At 43.4% G+C, this 4,835-nt stretch carries 5 protein-coding genes; 1 reads left to right on the top strand and 4 read right to left on the bottom strand.

Annotation, left to right across the window (positions count from 1 at the left end):
- The coding region (locus IM507_RS05490; protein WP_287636748.1) for an ATP-binding protein at positions 1-1,189 on the top strand (1,189 nt) is incomplete at its 5' end.
- A gap of 129 nt (positions 1,190-1,318) precedes the next feature.
- Here IM507_RS05490 and IM507_RS05485 read toward each other — a convergent pair.
- The 4 genes from IM507_RS05485 to glyA all read right to left on the bottom strand — a co-directional run bounded on the left by IM507_RS05485 (position 1,319) and on the right by glyA (position 4,495).
- Positions 1,319-1,615 carry a DUF4164 family protein gene (locus tag IM507_RS05485; protein WP_002734786.1) on the bottom strand — a complete coding sequence of 99 codons (297 nt, stop codon included), beginning with the start codon at positions 1,613-1,615 and terminating at the stop codon, positions 1,319-1,321.
- A gap of 86 nt (positions 1,616-1,701) precedes the next feature.
- Entirely contained in the window at positions 1,702-2,001 is a 300-nt protein-coding gene (locus IM507_RS05480; RefSeq protein ID WP_002761685.1) for a hypothetical protein, read from the bottom strand.
- A gap of 67 nt (positions 2,002-2,068) precedes the next feature.
- Positions 2,069-3,133, bottom strand: a complete 1,065-nt coding sequence (locus tag IM507_RS05475) for a glycosyltransferase family 4 protein (RefSeq protein ID WP_002732067.1) — start codon at positions 3,131-3,133, stop codon at positions 2,069-2,071.
- 78 nt (positions 3,134-3,211) lie between these two features.
- Entirely contained in the window at positions 3,212-4,495 is a 1,284-nt protein-coding gene (glyA, locus tag IM507_RS05470) for a serine hydroxymethyltransferase (protein ID WP_002751118.1), read from the bottom strand.
- Between the last annotated feature and the right edge of the window lie 340 nt (positions 4,496-4,835).

Here is a 4,835-nt window from a genome sequence, read left to right as displayed (position 1 = left end):
TTTTTTAACAGCTTGGGCAAAAGCTATCAATCGTCCCATAGTATTATTTATAGATGAAATTGACTCTTTACAAGACCAAACATTAATATCAGTTTTACGACAGTTAAGAGATGGTTTTCCTAACCGTCCTGAAAATTTTCCGACCTCAGTAGGATTAATTGGTTTACGAGATGTGAGAGATTATAAAGTAGCATCTGGTGGTAGTGATAGATTAAATACATCTAGTCCTTTTAATATCAAAGTTGCTTCTCTGACTATGCGAAATTTTAATCTTGCAGAAGTGGGAGAATTATATCAACAACATACAGCAGCAACTGGACAACTTTTTACACCAGAAGCAATAGAAACAGCGTTTGATTTAACCCAAGGACAACCTTGGCTAGTCAATGCTTTAGCTAAAGAAATTGTAGAAAAAATGGTAAAAGATAGAAGTATTACTATTACTAAAAAACATATTTTAACAGCCAAAGAAATATTAATTAATCGTCAGGATACTCATTTAGATAGTTTAGCGGAAAGACTCAGAGAAAAACGAGTTAAAAACATTATTGAACCAATTTTAGCAGGGCAAACATTACCCGATACCCTAGCAGATGATCGCCAATATTTAATAGATTTAGGATTATTACGACGTGATCCGATGGGGGGATTAGTTATTTCTAACCCCATTTATCGTGAAGTAATTCCCCGCGTTTTAGTACAAGGAACTCAGGACAGTTTACCTTTAATTAGTCCTAGTTGGTTGACAGCAAAAGGTGAATTAAATATAGATGCTTTATTAACAGCATTTCTCAGGTTTTGGCGACAGCATGGAGAACCATTATTAAGTAGTGCTGCTTACCATGAAATTGCTCCGCATATAGTATTAATGGCTTTTTTACATCGTGTGGTTAATGGTGGAGGAGTTTTAGAAAGGGAATATGCAATTGGTAGTGATAGAATGGATTTATGTTTGCAGTATAAAGATGTAACTTTAGGGATTGAATTAAAAGTATGGCGGGATAAAAAACGCAATCCGCAAGCTGACGGAATTGAACAATTAGAATCTTATTTAGGGCGTTTGGGTTTAGATTTTGGTTGGTTATTTATCTTTGATAGGAGGAAAAATGCTTTACCTATGGAAGAAAGATTATCCACTGAAGTTGTGGTGACAGAAAATCAATATAGAATTACTGTAATTAGGGCTTGAGTTTTATATTTTTTGTTTGAAGCAGAGGCGCTACAGTCGCAGAGAGGAGAACGGAAAGAGGGATTTTTGCAGATCATTTTTCTCTGTATCCTTGAAAATTGTAGAGTAAACAAAGACTAAAGACAACTTTTAGGGATTAGGGAAAAAGACGACTTTTCCCAGAATACCTAGTATTCCTGTCACCAAAATTCCGACAATGCCAAGAAACCCATTAGTGGTAATATTCACCCGTGCATTCAGGTCGTCAATACGCTTTTCTATTTCCATAACTTTAGAATCTAGGGCCTTAATATCCCCTCTTATTTCTGATTGTCCTATCTCTAGCTTAGTGAGACGCTCATTAACATCTCTTTGTAAAGAGTCGATTTTTCCCTCAATCCTTGTCAGGACAGTTTCAAGGGAATAAGTTACGGTTTCGTTAGACATTGTGCTAAACTCCTACTTTTGATAACTTTAATTAGGGCTTGCTGAAAAAATAAGATAGGAAAAATTTATGATGCTAAGGGCAACTTCTAGGGGTTGCCAATAAACCCAAAAAGTTTAGCTGCTCCTCCTAAAATAGCAACAACAAGGGCGATCAAAATGCCTCGATTAGTAAACTCTTGATAGGCAACTCTAGCGGTCAATCCGTCAATTTTTGTGCTTAGTCGCTCATCTAAAGCTTTAATTTCTCCTTTAAGTTCTGCCTGTCCGATTTCTAATTTTGTCAGACGTTGCTCGATTCTATCAGCTTTGTGGTTGACTTCCTTGATGCTGTCTTTGATTTCCTTAAGAACCGTTTCAAGGGAATAAGTTACGGTTTCGTTAGACATTTGCTAAACTCCCAGAGTCATCCTGCCGCTATCTTAATTATTAATCTTTTTTCTAGTTTAAGACGGCTTACGGTTCACTGCCACGATTGCGCCAGACTTGCCAACCGACGTAACCGAGGAGGAGAGTTGCACCAAAGGCAAAACCCCAACCACTGGGAACATTGGAGAAACCGAGGGCTAAACTGCCCACCCAGAGAGTTAGAGCGTAGATAAATAATACTGTCAGACGGTGAGAGATACCCGCTTTCAGTAAACGATGGTGTAAATGACGTTTATCAGCCACAAAAGGGGATTTTCCGCGTTTGAGACGGGAAATAATCACCGTGGACATATCGAGGAGAGGAACCGCGAGGATGAGATAGGGCAATAGGACGGCGGTAACGGCAACAGTAGTCACAGCAGTGGTTTTAGCCAATCCAATCACCGCCACACCCGCCAGGGTAAAACCCATAAAATAGGCCCCACCATCCCCCATAAAAATTTGGGCGGGGTTAAAATTGTAACGCAGAAAACCCAAGGCCCCACCCGCTAAAGCGGCGGCGATAATAGCGGCGGCCGGTTGTCCCATCACCAAAGTTACAATCAAAATCACCACGGCAGATATACCCGAAACCCCCGCCGCTAATCCATCTAAACCGTCAATCCAATTAATCGCGTTAGCCATCCCCACTAACCAGAGGAGAGTAATCGGTAAACTTAGCCAATGAATTTGTAATAAATCGCCGAAGGGAATAGAGAGGAAATCGATCCTAACGCCAGCTTGCCAAGCTAGAAAAGCGACGCTAAACTGCATTACCAGACGATTGAGGGGCGAAAGATTAAAAAGATCATCCGCTAGACCGATGAGAAAAAAGCCCAAACCGCCTAGGGTTACGCCCCACACTTCCCATTCTCGATCGCTGTTTAAACCAGCAAACCCTCCCAACCACCAAACGATCAGGAGGGCAGTTAAAGCGCCGACAAAAATCGAAACCCCCCCCAGTCGAACCATAGGCTTTTCATGGACCTTCCTTTCGTTGGGTTTATCGACGTAACCGCTTTTCAGTCCGACGGTTCTGACGAGGGGGGTACTCCAAAGTACCACGGTATGGGCGATCAGAAAAGCAATTAGATAGTATAAATCTCCGGACATGGGAATTGGGGGGCGATTTAATTCACAATTGGCCACTGACAGGCAATCGCCAATTATGAACTTTTATTATCTCTCTTTTTAGGCCAAGGCGGGGACGGAAATATGGAGATGGGGATAGAGGGGGAAGCTTTCACAGAGTTTGGCTACCCGTTGACGGCAAGCAGTTCTCAGGGCTTCATCACCTGGATTAAGGAGAATATCGGCGATAATGTTGCCAATCTCGATAAATTCCGTTTCTCCTAGTCCTCTGGTGGTCATAGCCGGGGAACCCAAGCGCAGACCACTGGTGACAAAGGGAGACTCCGGATCGAAGGGAACAGTGTTTTTATTAGCGGTAATATTAATGGTACTCACCAAGCGATCGGCCTCTTTCCCAGTCATGCCCACGGATCTTAAATCGAGTAACATCAAGTGATTATCCGTACCATCAGTGACAATTTTAATCCCTCTAGCCTTCAACTGACCGGCCAAAGCTTGGGCATTAGCGATTACTTGGCCCGAATAGATTTTAAACTCTGGTTTCAGCGCTTCCCCAAAAGCCACCGCTTTCGCCGCGATCACGTGTTCTAGGGGTCCGCCTTGGGTACCGGGGAAGACGGATTTATCGAATTTTTTGCCTAATTCCTCGTCTTTGGTCATAATTAACCCCCCCCTAGGACCGCGCAGGGTTTTGTGAGTGGTGGTAGTGACCACATCACAGTGGGGTAGGGGGTTAGGATGATGACCAGTGGCCACTAAACCGGCAATATGGGCGATATCTGCCATCAGGTAGGCCCCCACTTCGTCAGCGATGGCGCGGAATTTCTCGAAATCAATCCGGCGCGAATAGGCAGAATAACCGCAGATAATTAGTTTTGGTTTTTCCTTGCGGGCGATGTCAAGGATGAGATCGTAGTCGAGGAGTTCGGTTTCGGGACTTACTCCGTACTGTACGACTCGGAACCATTTCCCGGAAACGTTAACGGGGGAACCGTGGGTAAGATGACCACCGTGGGAGAGATCCATGCCCATAATCGTATCGCCGGGCTGCAAGAGGGTCAGGAAAACGGCGAAATTAGCTTGGGCACCAGAGTGGGGTTGTACGTTAGCGTGATTTGCCCCAAATAGTCGTTTAACCCGATCGATCGCTAATTGTTCCGCTTCGTCAATGTATTCGCAACCGCCATAGTAGCGTTTTTTGGGCAGTCCTTCGGCGTATTTGTTGGTTAAAACTGAACCCTGGGCGGCCATGACGGCAGCCGAGGTAAAGTTTTCACTAGCGATTAATTCTAGGTGATTTCTTTGACGTTGCAGTTCTTTTTGCAAAATCCCTGCGATCGCTGGATCCGTCAGGGATAGTATATCTAAGTTCGTATCAGTCACGGTTACTCGATCCTTTTTTTAACAATTTACCTGTAATCCTTGGGTCACTTTCTCCATTTTGGCACAATCTCTAATCTTCCGACACACCAGTGAGCTTAATTGCCTCTCTTCGGGGTCGCTCATCAATTGTCAACTGTTAGCAGTAAAATCTTCATTTTTAGTCAATAAGTGATAGTAAGTAGGTAGGCGTTAAAAATTATCAGATGCCCCCCTTATTAAGGGGGGATTAAAGGGGGGACTAAGGGGGGATCGGCACCCCCCTTATCAAGGGGGGCAGGGGGGATCGAACCTAAAATCCATTTTTAATTTAATTATAACCAGCTACTTAATATTAGCCAAT

Source organism: Microcystis sp. M20BS1 (assembly GCF_020245305.1).
Classification (GTDB): domain Bacteria; phylum Cyanobacteriota; class Cyanobacteriia; order Cyanobacteriales; family Microcystaceae; genus Microcystis; species Microcystis ichthyoblabe_A.
Note: the sequence above shows the minus strand (reverse complement) of the source record. Positions and strands in the feature narration are given on the sequence as shown.